Source organism: Novosphingobium sp. B-7, assembly GCF_000410615.1.
Lineage (GTDB): Bacteria > Pseudomonadota > Alphaproteobacteria > Sphingomonadales > Sphingomonadaceae > Novosphingobium > Novosphingobium capsulatum.
In genome coordinates, this window is sequence record NZ_KE148377.1 from 1,372 (window position 1) to 1,657 (window position 286).

Below are 286 nucleotides of genomic sequence, written 5' to 3' on the forward strand. Positions count from 1 at the left end.
CGAGGCCGCGATCACCGTGCTCGGCACCGCGACCGAGGCGGAGTTCATCCGTGTCCATGGCCAGGTGCCCGATGCGCGCATGGTCGTGCTTGGCCTCGGGCGGCTGGGCGGCGGCGCGCTCACCCATGCCTCCGATCTCGATCTGGTGTTCCTGTTTGGCGGCCCGGGCGATGCCTATGCCCGCGAATCCGATGGCCCGCGGCCGATCGGCGGCACGCTCTATTTCAACCGCCTGGCCCAGCGCATGATCGCCGCGCTGTCGGTGCCCACGGCGGCCGGCGCGCTG

1 pseudogene is annotated in these 286 nt (G+C 72.0%); it reads left to right on the forward strand.

Annotated features, from left to right (window positions below):
- Window positions 1-286 (forward strand): annotated as a pseudogene (locus H926_RS34860) (glutamine-synthetase adenylyltransferase); the annotation flags it as partial.